Origin of the sequence: Polaribacter staleyi (genome assembly GCF_038024045.1) — a bacterium.
Lineage (GTDB): Bacteria > Bacteroidota > Bacteroidia > Flavobacteriales > Flavobacteriaceae > Polaribacter > Polaribacter butkevichii.
Window position 1 is genome coordinate 3758190 of the sequence record NZ_CP150665.1, and the last position, 20864, is coordinate 3779053.

Consider the following 20864-nt stretch of genomic DNA (forward strand, 5'->3'; position numbering starts at 1 on the left):
TCCATCGTCCATCGTCCAACGAGAATCGAACAACGAAAACCGAAAACCGAAAACCGAACAACGAACAACGAACAACGAAAACCGAACAACGAATAAAAAAACTATGAGTAAAGTAGCATTAATTACGGGAATTACAGGTCAAGACGGCTCATACTTAGCCGAGTTATTATTAGAAAAAGGATACATAGTACATGGTATTAAAAGAAGATCATCTCTTTTTAATACTGATAGAATAGATCATTTATATCAAGACCCACACGACCCAAATCAAAGATTAAAATTGCATTATGGAGATTTAACGGACTCTATGAATTTGACACGTATTATACAAGAATGTCAACCAGATGAAATTTATAACCTTGGAGCAATGTCTCATGTAGCTGTTTCTTTTGATACCCCAGAATATGTAGGGAATGTAGATGGATTAGGAACTTTAAGAATTTTAGAAGCAGTAAGAATTTTAGGTTTAGAAAAGAAAACTAGAATTTACCAAGCTTCAACTTCAGAGTTATACGGTGGAATGCCAGAAAATAAAAATGAAAGAGGTTTTTATGATGAATCTTCTCCTTTTTATCCTCGTTCTCCTTATGGAGTAGCAAAAATTTACGGTTTTTGGATTACAAAAAATTATCGTGAAGCTTATGATATGTTTGCTTGTAATGGTATTTTATTTAACCATGAATCTCCAAGAAGAGGAGAAACTTTTGTAACAAGAAAAATTACACGTGCAGTTGCTAAAATAGCATTAGGATTGCAAGAAAAAGTGTTTTTAGGGAATTTAGAAGCGAAACGTGATTGGGGACATGCTAAAGATTATGTTCGCATGATGTGGATGATTTTACAGGCGGACAAACCAGAAGATTGGGTAATTGCAACCGGAGTTACAACAACAGTAAGGGATTTTGTACGTTTGGCTTTTGAAGAAGTTGGGATAGAAGTAGAATTTAAAGGAGTGGGAGTTGATGAAAAAGCCTATGTAGTTGCTTGTAATCATAAAGACTTTCAAATAGAAATTGGTAAAGAAGTTTTATCTGTAGACCCTTCTTATTTCCGTCCAACAGAAGTAGATTTGTTAATTGGAGATCCAACTAAAGCAAAAGAAAAATTAGGATGGGTGCCTGAGCATGATTTAGCATCTTTAGTAAAAGACATGATGAAAGGGGATGTTTTGTTAATGAAAAAAGATGTTGATTTGTTGAAAGCGGGGCATGAGATTTTAAAGCAAGCTGAATAATTTTTTAGATAGCTGAATTATATAAGTAGAATTAATAGATTACTACTTCGAAAAAGTAATTAAACATTTTAAATAAAAGATGAAAATAATAGCATTATTACCCATGAAAGGTATTTCTGAGAGGGTGCCCAGTAAAAACCTTAAGCTTTTTAACGGAAGACCATTGTATCATATTATTACGAATACTCTTTTGAAATCAAAGTATATAAACGAAATCTATATCAATACAGATGGGGAGCAATTAAAAACTGATATTATTACTAATTTTAAGGATAATGTCTACGTAATTGATAGAGATGAAGAAATTTGCGGTAATTATGTGTCAATGAATAAAATAATTGAACATGATATAAATATGTTAGATGCAGATATTTTTATTCAAACACATAGTACCAACCCCTTGTTAGAAGTGGAAACTATAGATAAGGCCTTAGAGAAAATGATTTCTCTATTAGAAAAAGATAAAAATGCATCTATTTTTTCTGTATCTAAAACTCAGAAAAGGTTTTATAATGAAGATGCAACTCCTATGAATCATGATCCTAAAATGTTGGTAACGCAGCATTTAGTTCCAATGTATGAGGAAAACTCCTGTTTCTATATTTTTACAAAAGAGTCTTTTATTAATAACGAAAGTAGGATCGGAAGTACTCCATTTATGTTTGAAATTGATAAGATTGAATCTACAGATATTGATGAACCACAAGATTTTGTTATTGCAGAAACGTTACATAAATTATTAAGATGATATTAGATAAAATAGAAAACGCAAAACTGTATTTTAATAATCCTTCATTTAAAGAGTTATTTAAGCAATTAAAGACATATACGGTAGATACTCCAAACGGGGTATATAAAAATCATAAAGATTTTTATTTTAAAGTGATGAGTTATGAAACTAAATTAGAACCAACTGTTATTGAATCCCATATTAAAGAGGTTGATGTTCAAATTTTACTTTCTGGAAGTGAGAAAATAAAGATTTATGATTCTAAAGATGTAGAAATAACTGAAAAATATAGTTCAGAAACAGATTGCCAATTTTATAAAGCTTTACAGTTACCTATTTCAGAAATTTTTTTACGTCCTGGATACATGGCTGTCTTTTTTCCGGATGATATTCATGGACCTCAATATACAATTGACAATAACGTCGAAAAATTAAAAAAAATAGTTATTAAAATAGATGAAAAACTTTTCTCATAAACATAGTCCTTTAAAGGAAAAATTAAAAAACAACGAATTATCAATAGGGTCTTGGCTAACAATACCACACCAAGCTGTAATTGAAATATTAGGATCTGCTGGATTCGATTGGTTAACAATTGATATGGAGCATTCTCCAATTAGTATTGAAACTATTATGAATCTAATAGGGCATATTCAAGGAAATGGTATGCAAGCTTTAGTTAGAGTTAGTAAGAATGAAGAAGTGCCTATAAAACGTGTTTTAGATGCTGGTGCTGATGGTGTAATTGTTCCTATGATTCGTAATAAAGAAGAAGCAATAGAGGCTGTTAGTTACGTAAAGTACCCTCCATTAGGAAAAAGAGGAGTTGGCTTAAATAGAGCTCAAAAATATGGAACTGCGTTTGATACTTATCAAGAATGGGTTAAAAATGAAGTTGTTGTAATTGCACAAATTGAACATATTGATGCTGTTAATAATTTAGAAGAAATTTTTTCAGTACCAGGAATAGATGGTATAATAGTTGGACCTTATGATTTATCAGCTTCAATGGGATATCCTGGAGAATATGATAGAGAAGATGTGAAAGCTGCTCTGTTAAAAGTTGATGATGTAACAAAAAAACTTGGAAAACCTTTAGGGTTTCATGTGATTGATTCTGGGTATGAAAAAACTTTAGAAAAGATTAATAAAGGATATTCTTTTCTTGCTTTTAGTTTAGATTTCTTTTTTCTAGGAGATAAAGCTAGAACAGAAATGGCTAAATTAAAAAATAGATTATAATGAAAAAAGCATTAGTTTTTGGCGGTTTTGGGTTTTTGGGGTATTATCTAGTTAAAGAATTATTATCAAGAAATTATCTTGTCACTGTTGCCGATATTAATAAAAATGATGAATTAATAGATTTAGTTGATTTTATTCACTGTGATATTTCTATAAAAGAAAATGTTGAAACTGTTTTTAAAAATTCAAAATATAATTTTGTATACAATTTAGCAGGTTTTGCTAATCTTGATAGAGCTATAGAAAATCCTTTAAAAACTTTCGAATTAAATGTTATAGGTAATATTCATATTATCGATGAGTGTTTAAAATATAAAGTCGACAAGTTTATTTATGCTAGTAGTGCTTATGCTGTAAGTAATAAAGGATCTTTTTACGGTATAAGTAAGTTAGCTTCAGAAAAAATCATAGAAGAGTATCACAAAAAGCATGATTTAAATTTTGTTGTTCTTCGATATGGTTCTGTTTATTCTCAAAGAGATTATGATAATAATTATATTTATAACCTAGTTAAAGAAGCTGTTGTAAATAATAGGATTGATCATAAAGGAGATGGTAAAGAAATAAGAGAATACATCCATGCTGCAGATGCCGCCAAGTTATCGGTAGATGTGCTAGAGTCTAAAATATATGATAATATTCATGTGATTTTAACTGGAACTGAAAGGATGCAAAGAACAGAGTTGTTTCAAATGATAAATGAGATTTTAAATAATAAAGTTGAAATTAAATATCATGAATCTGGTTACGGTAATCATTATAAGTTTACGCCGTACTCTTTTGATCCTTCGGTAAGCAAAAAGTTAGTAGCCAATCCTCACATTGATATGGGACAAGGCTTATTAGAATGTGTACGTTCTATCCATAATAAAGAAAATAATGCAGAAAATTATTTATAAGTCAGGTAAAAAAGATTTCGATATTTTTTCGGCAAACTTTCTAAGAGATACAATACAGAAATTGTTAATTGAAAAATTAGGAATTATTTCTATAGCACTTTCAGGAGGTAGTACACCTATTCCAATTTTAAATATTTTAAAGAATGAAAATATTGATTGGAATAGAGTTTCATTTTATATTGTAGATGAAAGGTGTGTATCTTTGGAAGATTCTCAATGTAATTATAACAACATTAATATAGTATTTTTTAGTAATATATCTTCAAATTCATATTCTATAATTACAGATGGTGTTTCTTTCAAAAAATCTTCAGAGAACTATCAATATTTATTAAATGAGAATTTGGCGAAAACACCTAACGGAGTACCCGAATTTGATTTAATCCTTTTAGGAATGGGAGAAGATGGTCATACGGCGTCTTTGTTTCCAAATACAGAAGCATTAGAAGAACAAGATAATTTTGTTGTTTTAAATGATGTGCCACAATTAGCAACGCAAAGAATAACACTTACTTACCCCGTTATTTTAGCTGCTAAATGTGCAATTGTATTATGTAAAGGTGAAAAAAAAGAGGAGATTGTTGAAAATATATATACAAATAAAGGGAATTCTTACCCTATAAATAAGATAGCGAAAGAACATTCTAATATTAAATGGTTAATTGGATAAAAGATGAAAAAAAAATATTTGCTTTTTGATTTTGATGGAGTTTTGGCAGAGTCTGTTAATATAAAAACTGAAGCCTTTAGAGAGATGTATCTTTCTCACGGAGATGAATTTGCACAAAAAGTTGTAGATTTTCATGAAGCCAATGGAGGGGTATCTAGATATGAAAAATTTAAGGTATTTAATGGTGAATGGTTAGGAGAAAGAATTACAGATGAAAAGATAAATGAATTGGCTAATGTTTTTAGTAACCTAGTGGTGGATGGAGTCGTAAATGCGCCGGAAGTGACTGGGGCAAATGATTTTTTAGAATCTTCTAAAGAATATACCAAGTTTATTATTACAGGGACACCAACTATTGAAATTAAACCTATTTTGGAACAAAGGAAAATGACTCATTTTTTCAAAGAATCTTTTGGTTCTCCAGAAAAAAAAGGACATTGGGTAAAACATATTTTAAAAACAGAAAATATTAGTGCAGAATCATGTGTCTTTATAGGAGATGCTATGGCAGATTATAAAGCAGCCATTGATAATGATATTGATTTTATTTTAAGAGAAACAGAATTGGCGGCAAATCTTTTTAAGGATTATAAGGGATATTCTCTTAAAGACATGACAGGTATGCATGAGATATTAAACAAAATGAATGGATAATTTTTTTTTAAAATATTTATATTTCTTTTTATTGGTTTCATTTTTTTTAGCTTGTAAGAGTGGTGAACAAAGAAAAATATATTCTAAAAAAACAAATAATTATGTGCTTTCCTCTCGTTTTTTTCATCCTAGAGATAGCAACGATCCACAAAGTACTATTAACACAATAATTAAATTAAAACCTAAAAGAATAGATTGGGTTTATCATAGCTCTAAAAAAGTGCTTGAAATATATCAGGACTACAATTTACCTTATAGTTTAGCTATCAATCCTCAAATTCCAGATTCTATTGGTTATACCACTAAATCTCATAGGATTGTTGAATATACTGGGGGGCTATATGTAGCGCCATGGATGAAAAAATGGAAGATAAAAAACCCGCATTGGGGGTGTGTAAATAATCCGAAATTCAATAAATTGTTTTTATCGAGATCACTATATTTGTCCTCTTTAAAACCATATGCAATATTTGTAGATGATGCTCTTTTTAATGTTAGATTGAAAAGAGATGATAAAGTAGGTTGTTTTTGTGAATATTGTGTTCTTGCTTTTAAGAAAAAGTATAATGATTTTTCTTTTTTTGAAGAAAAAAGAAGAACTTTAAAAAAAGAGTTTAAAAAAGGGAAAGTAAATAAAGTAAAGATGTCTTTATTACTTAAGGATTTTATCACAAAATACGAGGATTTTCAAGAAGAATCTGTTATTTCTTTTTTAGAAAATTGGAAAAAAGAAGTCAAAATACATTATCCGAAAATGAAGTTTTTAACAAATAACTATAATGGAAGTTGGAATTCAATTTATAGCGTTTTTGATGGAGGGATAGCAGAATTAAACGCAAAGTATATTAATAAAAATGATTTAGATAGTATCTATCACGTTTCAGATAGTTTAAATAAGAGTCAATTATTCTCAATAGCCAGTTCTAATGATTCCGTTCAAAAGAAGTTGTTAGAATACAATGCTAAGAATAATAGAGAATCATTATACCCTTGGGATATTTTTATTTCTGGAGAAGAAAGATATTATATGCCAATTGATAGCATTTTAAAAATTAAAAAAGAAATTATAAAAAATTAATTATTATGAAGATATTATTAACATCCACTTCGTTCCAAGACACACCAGGTTCACATCAAGATTTATTAACAAGCAGAGGTTATACTATAGATAGATTACGAGGGCCTATAATGGAAGTTGAATTATTACCTATTATTGGTGAATACGATGCTGTTATTTGTGGTGATGATGAATATACAGAAGCTGTTTTAACAAAGGGGAAAGCAGGTAAATTAAAATTTTTATCAAAATATGGTGTGGGTTTAGATCGAATTGATTTAAAAGCGGCTGAGAAATTGGGTATTCCAGTAAGAAATGTTCCTGGAGTAAATCAAGTATCTGTTTCAGAGCATGTATTAGCTTTGCTATTTACTTTTGAGAAGAACGTACACTTACAATACAATTCTACCAAAGAAGGTAGTTGGAAGCGTTGGGTAGGTAATGAAATTCAAGGACGTACCATTGGTATTATAGGCTTAGGTTCTGTTGGAAAAGAATTAGTTAAAAAATCAATAGCTTTAGGAATGGAAGTAATTGGATTCGATTTATTTAAGAACGAAGAGTTTAATGCTGCTTACCCAGAGATGACGTTTACGGATAATATCAATGATATTTATGAAAATGCAGACATTATTAGTTTACACATACCGCACACTCCGCAGTCAGAGAAAATGATTAACGCAGATGTAGTGAATAATAAATTAAAAAAGAACCCAATTATTGTAAATACCTCAAGGGGTATGTTAATTGATGTAGATGCTGTAATTAACGGTCTAGATACAGGTGCTATCCGTGGCTATCTAACTGATGTTTTAGCACAAGAGCCTATGGAGGTAGGTGAAAAATTAAGGGGTGTAGACAATGTGATAATTACTCCGCATGTTGGTTCTAGAACGTATCAAAGTGTTGTAAAACAAGGTACAAAGTCAATTACTAATTTATTTGAATTGATAGATAAAAATTAAATGTTTAAAAGAATTATAAAAAGGGGTTGGAATTCTCCCACTATAATGACTTGGATGAGTTATTCAACAAAAGCGTTAAGTCTTTTTATTGTTCTTCCATTAATCTTGAAAAATTTTTCTACAGAAGAAATAAGTCTTTGGTATTTATTTAGTTCAATTATTACCTTAACAAGTTTAGCAGATTTAGGGTTTAAGGCTACTTTTTCTAGGATTATAGCTTTTGCTCTAGGAGGAGCTGATAACGTTGGAGTATTTAATGGAAATATTTTATCAGTAAAAAAAGAACCAAATTGGAAGTTGATAGAACGAATCTGTTCTAATATGAACTTCATTTATATGTTTCTAACGGTATTCTTAATTTTGGTTTTTTTAGTGTTGGGTTCTTTAGCTTTATCAAAACCAATTTCATTAGTTTCAAATTCTAATGATGCTTGGATTGCTTGGTGGATAATTATATTTACTTCTGCTATTAAATTTTATGGAACAATATATCAAAACTATTTAGAAGGTTTAAATAAAATAGCTTTAATCAGAAGAATTGAGTCATTTATGTCGTTAGGAGCGATTGTTACTACTATATCTGTTTTGCTATTAGGAGCTAATTTGTTACAGTTAGTTATTGCGCTTCAGGTTTGGGTTGTGTTAAATGTTATCCGAAACTGGTACTTGGCTAGAATGGTTGAGGAAGGAAGATACAAGTTGTTCAAATCTCAGTCTTTTGACAAGTTGTTGTTTATACAAATTTGGAGTCCCGCTTGGAGGGCTGGTTTGTCAGGTTTAATGTCAAATGGATTAACTCAAATTAGTGGTATTTTATATGCACAAATTGGGGCTGTAGAATTAGTTGCTGCCTATTTGTTGTCTTTAAAAATTATCACTCAAATTAAAGAGGTATCTATGGCTCCATTTTATAGTAAAATACCATTGTTTTCTCGTCTTAGAGTTGAAGGAAAGTTAGAAGAGTTAACGAGAGGTGCACAGAGAGGGATGTTTTTAGGGCATATGGTTTTTGTATCTGGAGTTATTTTTGTTTCATTGTTTTCTGATTTCTTATTAAATTTGATTGATAGTAATGCAGATTTTGTTTCAAATGAATTTTGGTTAATACTTTCATTTGCTTTTTTTATTCATCGATATGGAGCAATGCATATGCAGTTGTATTTAAGTACAAACCATGTGATTTCACATATTGCGGATGGAGTTTCAGGTATTATATTTTGTATCGTTAGTTTTTTATTAATTGAGAAATTTGGTATTTATTCAATCCCTATTGGTATGTTAGCTGGTTATTTAGGTTTTTATGCTTGGTATGCAGCTTTTCATTCCTTAAGGAGTTTAGATAACTCTTTTTGGGAATTTGAAAAGAAATCATTCATAATTCCATTTTTTATTTTATTAGTATATATATTATTCTTTTTATGAAGTTTTCAATTATAATACCATTTTATAAATATACAGGGTATTTAGACAAATGTCTAGAATCTTGTTTTAATCAAACTTTTACAGATTTTGATATTTTTTTAGTAGATGATGGGTCTCCGAAATCTAGTGAAGAGGAAATTAAAAGAATTTTAAATAAGAATGTAAATGACATACCTTTTTCTTTTCATAGATTAGAAAACGGTGGAGCTGCTGCTGCAAGAAATTATGCTTCAAACTTATCTAAATCAGATTATTTAGTTTTTTTAGATTGTGATGATTTACTTCATAAGGATGCGTTATTGTTTTATAATATGGCCTTGAATGATGATTTAAATACTGTATTAACAACAAAACGGTTTGAATTTAATAATTTTATAGATACCAGTGTTCTTAATAATAATATTAATTTAGAAACCTGTATAGTTAATCGTTCTAAAAATTATTTTACTAATAGAGTTTATTTTAAATTTGGAGCCAGTAATATAATTGTTCCCAGAAATTCTTTTCTAAGAGTGGATGGTTTTAGATTGAGATCTGAAAAGACTTGGTACGCGGAGGATCATGATTTATTATTAAAATTGGGAGATTTAAAATTTATATTTATAGAAGAACCTTATCTTGTCTATTATCGATATCATGAAAATAATAGTATACATAATTTAGAAGGTATAGGTTATGGGGTATTAGAATTAGTTTATGCTAATCAAATGAAAAAGTATCCTGGTACTAAAACGTACGATATTAAAAAACTAGAAATTATTGGAAGTCCTGTTTTTCACATAGTTTTTAGATTAATTAAAGCTAAAAAATATAGATTAGCACTAAGTATTTTAAAACAAGGTTATAAATATATTTATTTTTTCACTAAATCAAAAATCGGTAGAAATGCAAAAAGAAAGTCAATTTAATAAAGTTCCAAGGGATGTTGTAAATCCATATTTTAATGCTATTTTAATTATTTACAAGCGTTTAAAATGGGATCTAAATTTTAAGTCTTGGAACTCAAGAAAGAAGATAAATAAACTAAAGAATATTCATAAAGGTAAAAAAGCTGTAATTATTTGTAATGGGCCATCTCTTAAAAATGTTGATTTTGATAAATTGATGGACTCTGGTGTATATTATTTTGGGTTAAATAAAATAAATTTAATGTTTGATGATACAAAGTTTAGACCAAATGCCATAGTTGCTAGTAATAAACTTGTAATTGAACAAAATAAAACTTTTTATAATAATACGGATATACAGCTGTTTTTGAATTCAGAGAAATGTTCATTAATAAGTAATAGAGAGAATGTTGTATTCGTAAATTATTCAAGTATACCTAGGAAATTTGCTAAAGATTGTTCTGTTTCATTATTTCAAGGTCATACCGTTACTTATACAGCAATGCAATTAGCATACCATATGGGGTTTGCAGAAGTTGCTTTAATTGGTTGTGATCATCATTTTGAAACGAGTGGACCTTCAAATAAAACTGTAGTTGCAGGTGATGTAGATCCTAATCATTTTCATCCAAAATATTTTTCAGATGGGGATAAATGGGAGTTGCCAGATTTATTGGGTTCTGAATATCATTATGATTTAGCGGATAGAATGTTCAAACACGATGGTAGAAGAATTGTCAATTGTACAACAGGTGGCAAGTTGGAGATTTTTGATAGAGTTAAATTGGAAGATTTTCTAAATTAAATTTTTTAATTTTTAGGATTTAATTTTATTTTTAAAAACTATAATATTTAAATGAGATATTTTTTATACTTAATTTCTTCTATTCTTCTTTTTATAAGTTATGCAAATATTTCTGATTCTATTGTTTTTCAGGTATTTCCATTTTTTATGTTATTGTTAGTTTTGATTAATGAAACGTTATTAGCAAAAGAAAAGATAGTTTTTTTGAAAAAAGATTTAATTATTTTACCTTTTTTTATACTTATTATAGTTATTGGAATATTAATTTCATCAAAGCCAGAATTAAATATTTATTATAAAATTTTTAAAGCATTTTCTTTACCTCTTTTTGTTTTTACTTCATTTAAATGTATATACAATAATCGGCGCGAAGGTTTTTTGAGTAATTTCTTGAAATTTATTTATATGCCTTTGTTGTTTTATGTTATACTTAATTTGTTGACTTTTTTAATGGGGTTGTCTGGTGACGACTCTATAGATTCTAAGGCTGTCTTAATGTCATATATTGGTATTGATGGAACAAGAGTTAAATTCTTTTTATCTGTTGGAGTAAATGCATATGGTGCCTTATTAGGTATTTTACTAACCTTAAGTTTAGTAGGTTTTAGTGTTGTAAAAATTAAAAAAAAATATTTTTTATTAGGTATAGTTGTATCTATGATTTCATTATTTCTTACGGATAGTAGAGGTCCAATGCTATATTCGATATTAATATTTTTTATAATAAAATTATATTTTTTCAATATAAAAAAACCAAGGTTTTTAAATTTTATTCCCTTAATTGGTTTTTTTGGGCCCTTTTTATTTTTGGCTTTTTTATCCTTTCTAGCTACAACTGATTATGGTGAGTCATTGTCAAGGTCTACTGCAGATTTAGCTTCTGGTAATTCTAGGCTTACAATATGGAGTATTGCAATTACTGATTTTTTAAGCTTTAAACCTGATAGGCATATTTTTGGCTATGGTGAATTCGGACATTATACTTCTGGTCTTTCTCCCCATTGGTCATTTGTCTTTGATAATCAAAAAGTGAATGATTTTGTTCACCCACATAATACATTTTTATCTATAATGTTTGATTATGGTTATTTTGGTCTTTTTATTTATGTTTTTTTTCAATACAAAATTATTCGAGTTATTAAAAGTAATTGGATAAATCAAAAAGAATTATCAATGTTGCTTTTGGCAAATTTATTGTACTTTAATTTAGTGGGAATAGGAGAGACTATGTTTGGTTTTTATTATAAGAATATAATGTATGTATTCTTTATTATCAATATATTTGCGCTCATATATAATGAGAAAAAAATAAAATTAAATGAAAAGTAAAATTATAAAAACCTTAGTAACAATCACTTACTACCCGAGGTTGATCTTTGACAAAGTTTTATTATTATTTGTTAAAAACGATTATTCAATACTTGATAAATTTATCCAAGAAGATTCTTTAATTGTTGGTAATGGACCAAGTTTAAATAAAACGGAATTGGAAAAGATAAGTTTACCTTCAATAGGTATGAATAAAATAAATATGCTTTTTTATAGAACTACATGGAGACCAGATGCTATTGTTTGTGTTAATGGCTTAGTTATTCAGCAAAATAAAGATTTTTTTAATACAACAGATATTCCTCTAATTTTGCCAATAAAAGCTTGGTATTTAGGTGTTAAAAAACGACCAAATATTATTTTTGTTAGAATTTCAAACTCGTATAATTTTAATGATAATTTAAAAAAATCAATAGGTAAAGGAAGTACAGTAACATATACGTGTTTACAGGTATTTGCAGCTTTAGGTGTAAAGTCTGTTAATATTGTAGGAGTCGACCATAGCTTTACTTTAAATAATAATAAAGAGCATGATATAGAAGTTCATAAAGGAGACGATGTAAATCATTTTGATCCAAATTATTTTAAAGATAAATTATGGGGCATTCCGGATCTAGATGGAAGTGAAGAACAATATTTGCTTGCAAAAAAATATTTTAATAAAAAAGGAGTGACTATAAAAGATTTTACCATTGACGGTAAATTACAAATTTTTCCTAAAGGTAATATTGAAGATTTATATAAAAAACCAAAGATTTGAAAATTTCAATAATAACGGTTTGTTACAATAGTGAAAGTACTATAGAGAAAACTTTCCAATCTGTAAAAAATCAAAAATATAAAAATATAGAATACATTGTTGTTGATGGACGGTCTACAGATGGTACTTTAAGCCTTATAAATAAGTATAATAATGTAATTTCTAAATTTGTTTCTGAACCTGATAAGGGATTGTATGATGCCATGAATAAAGGAGTTAAAATGGCTACCGGTGAACTCATTGGTATTTTGAACTCTGATGATATTTTTTATAACGATAATGTTATCGAAGAAGTTGTTAAATATCATAAAAGAAATAATTTAGATGCTTCTGTTAGTGATGTAGTTTATACAGATGTTAACGGAAAAATTGTAAGGAAATATTCCGCAAAAAAATGGCTGCCAGAAAAGCTTAGAATAGGTTTTATGCCTCCACACGCAGGTATTTTTATAAAAAAAGAAATATTTCAGAAATTTGGTAATTACCAACTAGATTTTGTAATTGGGGCTGATTATGAATTGATTACTCGTTTTTTTTTAAGTAACAATATCTCTTGGAAATATTTAAATATAACTACTACTTCTATGTTAATAGGGGGTATAAGTAGTTCTGGAGTTAGTAGTTATAAATTAATATCTAAAGAAATCAAAAGAGCGTTAACAAGAAATAACATTAAATTTAGTTATTTAAGAGTTCAGTTAAGGGGGCTATGGAAAATTATTGGTTTATTAATTAAATAAAGATAACAATTGAATATCATTACAGGTAATAAGGGGTTTGTTGGTATTAATCTTACTATATTTTTAAAAAATAGAAATAAATCGGTGTTGGGTATTTCAAGAAATCCAAATCAAAATGAGATTTCATATAACAATTTAACTATAGCAGCATTAGACGCAGCTAAAAGTTTTATTCATTTAGCAGGAAAAGCACATGATTTAAAAAAAGTAGCTTCTGATAAAGAATATTATGATGTTAATAGAGATTTAACTATTAAATTGTTTGATAAATTTTTACAAAGTAAATGTCCAATATTTATTTACATTAGTTCTGTAAAAGCATCTAAAGATTCTATTGATGAAGTTTTAACGGAAGAGCATACTCCAGATCCTATAACGGTATATGGGAAATCTAAGTTAGAGGCTGAAAAATATATTTTATCGAAAGAATTACCAATTGGTAAAAAAGTATATATATTAAGACCTTGTATGATACATGGTCCATTCAATAAAGGGAATTTAAATTTATTATATACATTTGTTTCTAAAGGAATTCCATATCCTTTAGGAAGTTATTCCAATTTAAGATCGTTTGTATCCATTGATAATTTTTGTTTTTTAATTGATCAATTATTAGAAAAGAAAGTTGAATCTGGTATCTATAACATTGCGGACGATAATCCATTATCTACAAATAAAGTAGTTGCTTTAATTGGAGAAACATGTGGTAAAAAAGCTAAAATTTGGAATATTTCCAAATCAATAATTTCATTTTTGTCTAGGATTGGAGATGTATGTAAGCTTCCATTAAATACCGAAAGAGTTGATAAGTTAACCGAGAATTATGTGGTATCTAATATAAAAATAAAGAAAGCTCTTTCAATTAAGAAATTACCTATTTCGGCAGAAGAAGGTTTAAGAATAACAATTAATAGTTTTAACAAAAAATAAATAATGTCAAAAGTATATTTAACAGTTACTGCACACCCAGATGATGAAGCTTTAGGATTTGGTGCAAGTTCTTATGTTTTATCTCAAAAAGGAAATAAAATATATAATTGTATTTTATCGGGTAATGTGGATGCAAGAAGACATAGGCCAGATGTAGATGAATTAAAGGCTCATACCAATAATGCTCAAAAATTTATGGGAGCAGAACCTGTAATTTTAGGTCATTTTCCAAATATTAAATTCAATACTGTGCCACATTTAGATTTGGTGCAATATATAGAAGGTATTATTGAAAAGGTGCAACCAGATGTTATTATTACACATCACCCTTATGATTTAAATAATGATCATTATCATACGTCTAAAGCGTGTCAGGCGGCAGCTAGATTGTACCAAAGAAAAGAATGTAAACCTTTAACAGGATTGTATTTTATGGAAATTCCTTCTTCTACAGATTGGGCTTTTCCGGTAGACGGTCAAGTATTTACACCAGATACATTTATTGAAGTAGGAGAAAAAGGAGTAGAACAAAAACTGAAAGCATTGTATGCTTATGAAGGTGTTATGCGTCCGTACCCACATCCAAGAAGTGATGAGTCTATTAAGGCTTTAGCTACGTTAAGAGGGTCTCAAGTAGGTAGAAATTACTGTGAGTCTTTTCAAACTGCCATGAATATTATAGAACCCTAAACTTTAACTATGTTTTTATTTATTAAAAGAGTATTTGATGTTGTTTTAGCTGTATTGTTAATTATTGGGTTATTACCTTTTTATTTGATGATATCTTTTATTATTTTTATTCAAGATTTTGGAACACCTATTTTTAAACAAATGCGTGTAGGTAAAGATGGAGAAGAGTTTTTGTTTTATAAATTTAGAAGTATGCCCTTAAAAACTCCGAATGTAGAATCTCATGAAAAAGACAAATTAAAAATTACGCCTTTTGGTAAATTTATTAGGAGAACAAATTTAGATGAATTACCTCAGTTTTTCAATGTGTTAAAAGGAGATATGAGTTTTATTGGTCCAAGACCTCCCATTCCTGCACAAGGGAATTTAATTGCCTTGAGAAGAGAAAATAAATCATTATTTCTTAAACCTGGATTAACAGGATGGGCGCAAGTTAACTCTTATGATAATATGCCAGAAGAAGTAAAAGCTAAATTTGATGGTGAATATGCAGAACGAGTATCACTAAAAATGGATTTATTAATTCTTTTTAAAACGATTGTTTATTTTACTAAAAAACCACCAACATATTAATTATGAAATTTGCCTTTGTTACCTGTGTTCAAATAGGATTGAGTTGTATGGAAGCTATTTACGAAGTAAATGGTAAGTTAGATTTAATAGTATCTATTCCTGATGAAAAAGCAAAAAAAAAGTCAGGAAGAATCTATGTAGATGATTTTGCAAACAAACATAATATTCCTGTTGTAAAATCAAATCATGTTAATGATGATTTAATTATTAATACTATTAAGAAACATCAAATAGATTGGTTATTTATTATTGGTTGGTCGCAGATAGCATCAAAAGAAGTGATTCAAGCATCTACTTTGGGTACAATTGGTGCTCATCCAACATTATTACCTAAAGGAAGAGGTAGAGCTGCAATTCCTTGGGCAATTATTAAAGGATTGGATGTAACAGGTGTATCTTTCTTTAAAATGGATGAAGGTGTAGATACCGGTTTAATATTAGCACAAGAGAAAGTTACAATTGAAACTGACGAAACAGCTTTAACGCTTTATAATAAAGTCAATTACGCTCATGAGATTTTGATTAAGAAATTATTCTTAGATTTACAAGAGAATAAGGTTAAAGGGGTGGTTCAAGATGAAGAGGAAGCGACTTATTGGGAAGGGAGAAAACCTAAAGACGGTGAAATAAGCTTAGAAATGAGTATTGATAGTGTAGATAAGTTAGTTAGAGCCACAACAAAACCCTATCCTGGTGCTTTTATTATTATAAATAAGAGGAAAGTTATAATTTGGAAAGGATTTAAGTCTATAGAAAAAATTAATGATGAAGTATCTCTTGAAATTGAATTGCCAGATGGTTTTTATTATGCTACTAACTATGAGGTTTCAGATATAATTAATTTGTAATTTGACAAGTACAGATAGAATTTTTAAAAGATTTTTTGACCTCTTCTTTTCAATTTTGGGTCTAATATTTTTTGGTTGGTTAATTTTGTTATGTGCTCTTGCTTCTTTTTTATTAACTGGAAAAAACGGTATTTTTAAACAAAAAAGAGTTGGTCAGAATGGTGTTTTATTTTATATCTTTAAAATTAGAACACTTGATAAAAAAGCAACTAATGCTTTTATAAAATATTCAAGTTTTTTAAGGAAAAACAAACTAGATGAATTGCCACAACTGATAAATGTAGCGTTAGGTACTATGAGTTTTGTTGGTCCAAGGCCAGATTTACCTGGATATGCTGATTTGCTAGAAGGAGACGCAAGAAAAATACTGAAAGTAAAACCAGGAATTACTGGTCCTGCTTCTATAATTTTTAGAAATGAGGAAGGAATTTTAGAAGTAAAAAAAAATAAAGAAAAGTTTAATCGAGAAGTTATTTGGCCTAAAAAAGTGTTAATAAATATAAAATATGTAGAAGAGTACAGTTTTAAAAAGGATATTATATATTTGTATATGACTTTTTTTATTCATGAATAAAATTCAACTTTCAACTTCACATTTAAGTGCCTCAGAAATTAAGTATGTAAAAAATGCATTTAATGAAAATAATATTTCTATATACGGAGATAATGTTGATGGATTTGAAAATGATATTCAAAAATATTTAGGAGTAAATTGTAATGTTCTATGTACTAATTCTGGAACATCTGCTTTGCATTTAGCATTAATACTTGCAGGTGTAAAGAAAGGAGATGAAGTAATTTGTCAATCTTTTACTTATGTTGCTACGGTAAATCCTATTCTTTATATTGGTGCTAAACCCATTTTTATTGATAGTGGCTATGATAATTGGAATTTATGTCCTTTACAATTAGAAATAGCAGTAAAAGACAGGGTTAATAAAGGTAATACACCCAAAGCAATTGTTATTGTACATTCTTATGGTATGCCTGCAAAAATGCAAGAAATAATATTTATAGCAAAGAAATATAATATTCCAATTATAGAAGACGCAGCAGCAGCAATGGGGGCTGAATATAAAGGTCAAAAATGTGGCACTTTTGGTGATTTTGGTGTTTTTTCATTTAATGGAAATAAAATAATAACAACTGGCGGTGGAGGTGGGTTAATTTGTAAATCAGAAAAGATTAAAAGAAAAGCTTTATTTTTAGCAACACAGTCAAGGGAGAAGAATGATTTTTATCAACATAAAGAGATAGGATATAATTATAGAATAAATAATATCCTTGCGGGGATAGGAAGAGGTCAAATGCATGTTTTAGAAGAAAGAATTAATCAAAGAAGAAATAATCATTCTTTTTACACAAGTTTTTTTAACAATATTGCTGGTATTGAAATAGTAAAAGAGGAAAGTTCTTTTTCTTTTTCTAATCATTGGCTAAATTGTATTTTAATTGATCATAAGAAAACCGGTTTTTTAAAAGAAGATTTAAGGTTATCATTGTTAAATGATAATATAGAATCTCGTTATATGTGGAAACCGATGCATTTACAACCTTTATTTAAGAAATACCAGTACTTTGGGACAAATATAGCAGAACAACTTTTTAAAAAAGGACTATGCTTACCATCTGGGTCTAATTTGACTAGAAATGATTTAGAGAGAATTTCAAATTCAATAAAGAAAATTTTGTAGATTTGCCACCAAACTAGAATCCTTGAAATAATGATTAGAAATTTTGTGTTAAGAACATTAGATAAGTATGCTTCTAAATGGTTGGTCTTTTTTATAGACTTATCTTTAGTTATTGTTTCATTTTTTATTGCTTATTTTATTCGATTTAATGTTAGTTTTAACTTTAATGTGTCTAACGTTTTAAACCAATTACCATTGGTATTGGTTTTTGCTGTTTTTAGTTTTTTAACTGTTGGGTCTTATAAAGGAATTATTAGACATACTGGGGTTAGAGATGCTTTTAATGTATTTATAGCAAGTACATTATTGTGTTTATTACTTTTGCTAGCAGTAACTTTTAATGTTTTTTTTAAGGTAATAGATTCTTTTTACATTCCAAAATCAATAATCATCATTCATTATTTGGTAACTGCTTTGGTGCTTATTTTAAGTAGGTTTATTTTTAAAGCTTTTATTGAGGTGTTGTCTACAGAGTTAGACGCTATACATAATGTGCTTATTTATGGTGCGGGAGATTCAGGAATTATTGCTTTTAGTGCTTTAAATAGGGATAAAAAAAATAATTATGATGTAATTGGTTTTATTGATGACAATAAAAATAAAATTGGAAAAAAGATTGATAGAGTTAAGATTTTTAATCCAGATGTGATTACTAAAAAATTCATCGAAAAACATGCTGTAGATGAGGTAATTATTTCTATTCAAAATATTAAACCCAATAGGTTATTAGCCATTACTGATAAATTTATAGATTTAGATATTGATGTAAAAATTGTGCCACCTTTATCTAAATGGATTGATGGAGATTTAAATGCAAACCAAATTAGACAGATTAAGATAGAGGATTTATTAGATAGAGCACCAATTATTATTGACAATCCTATTGTACAAAGGGAGGTAGACAATCAAGTAGTACTAGTTTCGGGAGCAGCAGGATCTATAGGTAGCGAAATTTCTAGACAATTAAGTTTGTATAACTGTAAATTAATTGTCTTAATTGATCAAGCAGAATCTCCTTTATATGACTTACAACAAGAGCTAATTCAGAAAGGAATCACCAATTTTGTAGCCATTGTATCAGATGTAAGAGATCGATTTAAAGTAGAACGTATCTTTAAAAAATACAAACCCAAAAGAGTTTTTCATGCGGCAGCTTACAAGCATGTTCCTTTAATGGAAAAATCTCCTTACGAAGCAATCAAAGTAAATGTTTTAGGAACCAAAAATTTGGCAGATTTATCAATTGAGTATAAAATAGATCGATTTGTGATGATTTCTACAGATAAAGCAGTGAACCCAACAAACGTAATGGGGGCTTCTAAAAGAATAGCCGAATTATATATTAGTAGCGTTAGTAAAAGCTCTAAAAAAACCAAATTTACCATTACAAGGTTTGGTAATGTTTTAGGGTCTAATGGGTCTGTAATACCGTTGTTTAAAAGACAAATAGAAAATGGAGGTCCGTTAACGGTAACCCATAAAAAAATTACAAGATACTTTATGACGATTCCAGAAGCCTGTAGTTTAGTACTAGAAGCGGGTACGATGGGTAAAGGTGGTGAGATTTATATTTTTGATATGGGGAAATCTGTTAAGATTTTTGAAATAGCAAAGAGAATGATTTATTTATCAGGATTGAATTACCCTGATGATATTGATATTAAAATTACAGGGTTAAGACCTGGTGAAAAATTATATGAGGAGTTATTGGCTGATGGAGAAAACACCACTAAGACCTATCATGATAAAATAATGATTGCCAAAACACAAAAGTTAGACAACTCTATTGTTAAAATGAAAATAGATGATTTGGCACTTAACTTTAACACCTTAAACAATAATGACCTTGTAAAATTAATGAAAGAATTGGTGCCAGAATATGTTTCTAATAATTCTGAATTTGAAAAATTAGATAAAGTTAGTTAATGCATTAATTTTATAGTACTTTTGCAAAAAAAAAAATAAAATGATGAGGAATTTTTTTCTTATGTTAATTTTAGTATTAACATTAAACTCTTGTGTTTCTTCCAGGGATATTACTTATTTTCAATATGATGAGATTACAAATGAAAACATAAAAACTGATTCTAAATTGATTTTTAAACCTGATGATTTATTAGATATTACAATAACGGCTTTAGATTTAGAGGCGGTTAGACCATTTAATTTACCTGCGGTTGCATATACTACTACCACTAATTCAGTAATAGGTACACCTAAACAACAAAGTTATTTAATTGATAGTAACGGGGACATAGATTTTCCTGTTATAGGTAAGTTGAAACTTGCAGGGTTAAATAGAGAGGAAGCAATAATTCTTTTAAAAAATAAATTGTCTCCAGATTATGTTATAGATCCCACAATAAATATTAGAGTTTCTAATTTTAGAATAACAATTACTGGAGATGTTCGAAGACCAGGGACTTATACAATTTCTAATGAGAAAATAAGTATTCTGGAAGCACTGGGGTTAGCTGGTGATTTAAATATTTCTGGAAAAAGAGATAATGTGATGGTAATAAGAGAAGAGGGAGATAAAAAAGTAAAATATAATGTTAATTTATTGTCTAATAAAACATTAAATTCACCAGTGTTTTATTTACAACAGAATGATGTGATTTATGTTGAACATAATAGAGCTAGAATTCAATCAGCATCATCTAATACTTCCACAAGCTTATTTATTTCATTAACAGGAGTTATTATAACAATAGTTTCTATCCTAACAAGATAAA

23 protein-coding genes are annotated in these 20864 nt (G+C 28.5%); all 23 read left to right on the forward strand.

Translation table 11 applies throughout. The features are described 5' to 3' along the window. Nucleotides 1-103: 103 nt before the first annotated feature. The 23 genes from gmd to WHD07_RS15775 all read left to right on the forward strand — a co-directional run bounded on the left by gmd (nucleotide 104) and on the right by WHD07_RS15775 (nucleotide 20863). The gene (gene gmd, locus WHD07_RS15665; RefSeq protein WP_343329136.1) at nucleotides 104-1234 is read left to right on the forward strand and encodes a GDP-mannose 4,6-dehydratase; all 1131 of its coding nucleotides are present in this window, start codon (nucleotides 104-106) and stop codon (nucleotides 1232-1234) included. A 79-nt stretch (nucleotides 1235-1313) separates the two neighbouring features. Then, the gene (locus WHD07_RS15670; protein WP_343329137.1) at nucleotides 1314-1982 is read left to right on the forward strand and encodes an acylneuraminate cytidylyltransferase family protein; all 669 of its coding nucleotides are present in this window, start codon (nucleotides 1314-1316) and stop codon (nucleotides 1980-1982) included. Next, complete coding sequence (locus WHD07_RS15675) at nucleotides 1979-2440, forward strand: YhcH/YjgK/YiaL family protein (protein WP_343329138.1); 462 nt, start codon at nucleotides 1979-1981, stop codon at nucleotides 2438-2440. The genes WHD07_RS15670 and WHD07_RS15675 overlap by 4 nt, the downstream gene beginning before the upstream one ends. Continuing rightward, nucleotides 2421-3206: an HpcH/HpaI aldolase family protein gene (locus WHD07_RS15680; protein ID WP_343329139.1), complete on the forward strand. Its 786-nt coding sequence runs from the start codon at nucleotides 2421-2423 to the stop codon at nucleotides 3204-3206. Before WHD07_RS15675 ends, WHD07_RS15680 begins: the two co-directional genes overlap by 20 nt. Then, nucleotides 3206-4105 (forward strand): NAD(P)-dependent oxidoreductase, encoded by a 900-nt coding sequence (locus WHD07_RS15685; RefSeq protein ID WP_343329140.1) that lies wholly within the window; start codon nucleotides 3206-3208, stop codon nucleotides 4103-4105. The genes WHD07_RS15680 and WHD07_RS15685 overlap by 1 nt, the downstream gene beginning before the upstream one ends. Beyond that, on the forward strand, nucleotides 4086-4775 hold the full coding sequence (gene pgl, locus WHD07_RS15690; protein WP_343329141.1) for a 6-phosphogluconolactonase: 690 nt from the start codon (nucleotides 4086-4088) through the stop codon (nucleotides 4773-4775). Before WHD07_RS15685 ends, pgl begins: the two co-directional genes overlap by 20 nt. 3 nt (nucleotides 4776-4778) lie before the next feature. Beyond that, nucleotides 4779-5429, forward strand: coding sequence for an HAD-IA family hydrolase (locus WHD07_RS15695; protein WP_343329142.1), 651 nt, complete (start codon nucleotides 4779-4781; stop codon nucleotides 5427-5429). Next, on the forward strand, nucleotides 5422-6507 hold the full coding sequence (locus WHD07_RS15700) for a hypothetical protein (RefSeq protein ID WP_343329143.1): 1086 nt from the start codon (nucleotides 5422-5424) through the stop codon (nucleotides 6505-6507). The genes WHD07_RS15695 and WHD07_RS15700 overlap by 8 nt, the downstream gene beginning before the upstream one ends. Nucleotides 6508-6512: 5 nt before the next feature. Then, nucleotides 6513-7451, forward strand: coding sequence for an NAD(P)-dependent oxidoreductase (locus WHD07_RS15705; protein ID WP_343329144.1), 939 nt, complete (start codon nucleotides 6513-6515; stop codon nucleotides 7449-7451). Next, complete coding sequence (locus WHD07_RS15710) at nucleotides 7452-8873, forward strand: hypothetical protein (RefSeq protein ID WP_343329145.1); 1422 nt, start codon at nucleotides 7452-7454, stop codon at nucleotides 8871-8873. Continuing rightward, on the forward strand, nucleotides 8870-9781 hold the full coding sequence (locus WHD07_RS15715) for a glycosyltransferase family A protein (protein ID WP_343329146.1): 912 nt from the start codon (nucleotides 8870-8872) through the stop codon (nucleotides 9779-9781). The genes WHD07_RS15710 and WHD07_RS15715 overlap by 4 nt, the downstream gene beginning before the upstream one ends. Beyond that, nucleotides 9759-10565 carry a 6-hydroxymethylpterin diphosphokinase MptE-like protein gene (locus WHD07_RS15720; RefSeq protein ID WP_343329147.1) on the forward strand — a complete coding sequence of 269 codons (807 nt, stop codon included), beginning with the start codon at nucleotides 9759-9761 and terminating at the stop codon, nucleotides 10563-10565. Before WHD07_RS15715 ends, WHD07_RS15720 begins: the two co-directional genes overlap by 23 nt. Before the next feature lie 51 nt (nucleotides 10566-10616). Then, entirely contained in the window at nucleotides 10617-11894 is a 1278-nt protein-coding gene (locus WHD07_RS15725; RefSeq protein ID WP_343329148.1) for an O-antigen ligase family protein, read from the forward strand. After that, nucleotides 11884-12654, forward strand: coding sequence for a 6-hydroxymethylpterin diphosphokinase MptE-like protein (locus WHD07_RS15730; protein WP_343329149.1), 771 nt, complete (start codon nucleotides 11884-11886; stop codon nucleotides 12652-12654). The genes WHD07_RS15725 and WHD07_RS15730 overlap by 11 nt, the downstream gene beginning before the upstream one ends. After that, on the forward strand, nucleotides 12651-13394 hold the full coding sequence (locus tag WHD07_RS15735; protein ID WP_343329150.1) for a glycosyltransferase family 2 protein: 744 nt from the start codon (nucleotides 12651-12653) through the stop codon (nucleotides 13392-13394). Before WHD07_RS15730 ends, WHD07_RS15735 begins: the two co-directional genes overlap by 4 nt. Before the next feature lie 9 nt (nucleotides 13395-13403). Then, the gene (locus WHD07_RS15740) at nucleotides 13404-14324 is read left to right on the forward strand and encodes an NAD-dependent epimerase/dehydratase family protein (protein WP_343329151.1); all 921 of its coding nucleotides are present in this window, start codon (nucleotides 13404-13406) and stop codon (nucleotides 14322-14324) included. Nucleotides 14325-14327: 3 nt separating this feature from the next. After that, nucleotides 14328-15014 (forward strand): PIG-L deacetylase family protein, encoded by a 687-nt coding sequence (locus WHD07_RS15745; RefSeq protein WP_343329152.1) that lies wholly within the window; start codon nucleotides 14328-14330, stop codon nucleotides 15012-15014. A 9-nt stretch (nucleotides 15015-15023) separates the two neighbouring features. Further along, nucleotides 15024-15587, forward strand: coding sequence for a sugar transferase (locus WHD07_RS15750; protein WP_343329153.1), 564 nt, complete (start codon nucleotides 15024-15026; stop codon nucleotides 15585-15587). Nucleotides 15588-15589: 2 nt separating this feature from the next. Further along, nucleotides 15590-16435 carry a formyltransferase family protein gene (locus WHD07_RS15755; protein ID WP_343329154.1) on the forward strand — a complete coding sequence of 282 codons (846 nt, stop codon included), beginning with the start codon at nucleotides 15590-15592 and terminating at the stop codon, nucleotides 16433-16435. A 1-nt stretch (nucleotide 16436) separates the two neighbouring features. Further along, entirely contained in the window at nucleotides 16437-17009 is a 573-nt protein-coding gene (locus WHD07_RS15760; protein WP_343329155.1) for a sugar transferase, read from the forward strand. After that, the gene (locus tag WHD07_RS15765) at nucleotides 17002-18129 is read left to right on the forward strand and encodes a DegT/DnrJ/EryC1/StrS family aminotransferase (RefSeq protein WP_343329156.1); all 1128 of its coding nucleotides are present in this window, start codon (nucleotides 17002-17004) and stop codon (nucleotides 18127-18129) included. The genes WHD07_RS15760 and WHD07_RS15765 overlap by 8 nt, the downstream gene beginning before the upstream one ends. A gap of 30 nt (nucleotides 18130-18159) precedes the next feature. After that, nucleotides 18160-20055: a nucleoside-diphosphate sugar epimerase/dehydratase gene (locus tag WHD07_RS15770; protein WP_343329157.1), complete on the forward strand. Its 1896-nt coding sequence runs from the start codon at nucleotides 18160-18162 to the stop codon at nucleotides 20053-20055. 40 nt (nucleotides 20056-20095) lie between these two features. Then, nucleotides 20096-20863 (forward strand): polysaccharide biosynthesis/export family protein, encoded by a 768-nt coding sequence (locus WHD07_RS15775; RefSeq protein WP_343329158.1) that lies wholly within the window; start codon nucleotides 20096-20098, stop codon nucleotides 20861-20863. The last annotated feature ends 1 nt before the right edge of the window (nucleotide 20864 follow it).

Excerpts from the sequence above, each read along its gene's own strand:
- gmd (WP_343329136.1), top strand. The coding sequence starts at position 104 with ATGAGTAAAGTAGCATTAATTACGGGAATTACAGGTCAAGACGGCTCA.
- WHD07_RS15670 (WP_343329137.1), top strand. The coding sequence starts at position 1,314 with ATGAAAATAATAGCATTATTACCCATGAAAGGTATTTCTGAGAGGGTG.
- WHD07_RS15675 (WP_343329138.1), top strand. The coding sequence starts at position 1,979 with ATGATATTAGATAAAATAGAAAACGCAAAACTGTATTTTAATAATCCT.
- WHD07_RS15680 (WP_343329139.1), top strand. The coding sequence starts at position 2,421 with ATGAAAAACTTTTCTCATAAACATAGTCCTTTAAAGGAAAAATTAAAA.
- WHD07_RS15685 (WP_343329140.1), top strand. The coding sequence starts at position 3,206 with ATGAAAAAAGCATTAGTTTTTGGCGGTTTTGGGTTTTTGGGGTATTAT.
- pgl (WP_343329141.1), top strand. The coding sequence starts at position 4,086 with ATGCAGAAAATTATTTATAAGTCAGGTAAAAAAGATTTCGATATTTTT.
- WHD07_RS15695 (WP_343329142.1), top strand. The coding sequence starts at position 4,779 with ATGAAAAAAAAATATTTGCTTTTTGATTTTGATGGAGTTTTGGCAGAG.
- WHD07_RS15700 (WP_343329143.1), top strand. The coding sequence starts at position 5,422 with ATGGATAATTTTTTTTTAAAATATTTATATTTCTTTTTATTGGTTTCA.
- WHD07_RS15705 (WP_343329144.1), top strand. The coding sequence starts at position 6,513 with ATGAAGATATTATTAACATCCACTTCGTTCCAAGACACACCAGGTTCA.
- WHD07_RS15710 (WP_343329145.1), top strand. The coding sequence starts at position 7,452 with ATGTTTAAAAGAATTATAAAAAGGGGTTGGAATTCTCCCACTATAATG.
- WHD07_RS15715 (WP_343329146.1), top strand. The coding sequence starts at position 8,870 with ATGAAGTTTTCAATTATAATACCATTTTATAAATATACAGGGTATTTA.
- WHD07_RS15720 (WP_343329147.1), top strand. The coding sequence starts at position 9,759 with ATGCAAAAAGAAAGTCAATTTAATAAAGTTCCAAGGGATGTTGTAAAT.
- WHD07_RS15725 (WP_343329148.1), top strand. The coding sequence starts at position 10,617 with ATGAGATATTTTTTATACTTAATTTCTTCTATTCTTCTTTTTATAAGT.
- WHD07_RS15730 (WP_343329149.1), top strand. The coding sequence starts at position 11,884 with ATGAAAAGTAAAATTATAAAAACCTTAGTAACAATCACTTACTACCCG.
- WHD07_RS15745 (WP_343329152.1), top strand. The coding sequence starts at position 14,328 with ATGTCAAAAGTATATTTAACAGTTACTGCACACCCAGATGATGAAGCT.
- WHD07_RS15750 (WP_343329153.1), top strand. The coding sequence starts at position 15,024 with ATGTTTTTATTTATTAAAAGAGTATTTGATGTTGTTTTAGCTGTATTG.
- WHD07_RS15755 (WP_343329154.1), top strand. The coding sequence starts at position 15,590 with ATGAAATTTGCCTTTGTTACCTGTGTTCAAATAGGATTGAGTTGTATG.
- WHD07_RS15765 (WP_343329156.1), top strand. The coding sequence starts at position 17,002 with ATGAATAAAATTCAACTTTCAACTTCACATTTAAGTGCCTCAGAAATT.
- WHD07_RS15770 (WP_343329157.1), top strand. The coding sequence starts at position 18,160 with ATGATTAGAAATTTTGTGTTAAGAACATTAGATAAGTATGCTTCTAAA.
- WHD07_RS15775 (WP_343329158.1), top strand. The coding sequence starts at position 20,096 with ATGATGAGGAATTTTTTTCTTATGTTAATTTTAGTATTAACATTAAAC.